This is a genomic window from Clostridium sardiniense (assembly GCF_019753795.1).
Taxonomy (GTDB): Bacteria; Bacillota; Clostridia; order Clostridiales; family Clostridiaceae; genus Clostridium; species Clostridium sardiniense.
Genome location: NZ_JAIKTU010000057.1, coordinates 1 through 461 on the forward strand (window position 1 = coordinate 1; position 461 = coordinate 461).

The 461-nt window shown below is 50.5% G+C and carries 4 tRNA genes; all 4 read left to right on the forward strand.

Annotated features, from left to right (window positions below):
• The first annotated feature begins 47 nt into the window (after positions 1-47).
• Positions 48-123 (forward strand) — tRNA-Met (locus tag K5V21_RS19135).
• A gap of 7 nt (positions 124-130) precedes the next feature.
• Positions 131-207: transfer RNA gene (locus K5V21_RS19140), tRNA-Met, on the forward strand.
• 10 nt (positions 208-217) lie between these two features.
• Positions 218-306 (forward strand) — tRNA-Leu (locus tag K5V21_RS19145).
• Positions 307-340: 34 nt separating this feature from the next.
• Positions 341-416: transfer RNA gene (locus K5V21_RS19150), tRNA-Met, on the forward strand.
• The last annotated feature ends 45 nt before the right edge of the window (positions 417-461 follow it).

Consider the following 461-nt stretch of genomic DNA (forward strand, 5'->3'; position numbering starts at 1 on the left):
CCGGTTCGATTCCGGTCTTCGGCACCAAGTTTTTCAAAATGTAATATCGCGGGATGGAGCAGTTGGTAGCTCGTCGGGCTCATAACCCGAAGGTCGTAGGTTCAAGTCCTGCTCCCGCAACCACAAATGTGGCGGAATAGCTCAGCTGGCTAGAGCATTCGGTTCATACCCGAAGTGTCGTAGGTTCAAGTCCTATTTCCGCTACCAATTAACTCATGCCGAAGTGGCGGAACTGGCAGACGCACAGGACTTAAAATCCTGCGGTGGTTAAACACCGTACCGGTTCGATTCCGGTCTTCGGCACCAAGTTAATTTTAAAGAATTAAATAATTTATAATATCGCGGGATGGAGCAGTTGGTAGCTCGTCGGGCTCATAACCCGAAGGTCGTAGGTTCAAGTCCTGCTCCCGCAACCACAAAGCGTGGCGGAATAGCTCAGCTGGCTAGAGCATTCGGTTCAT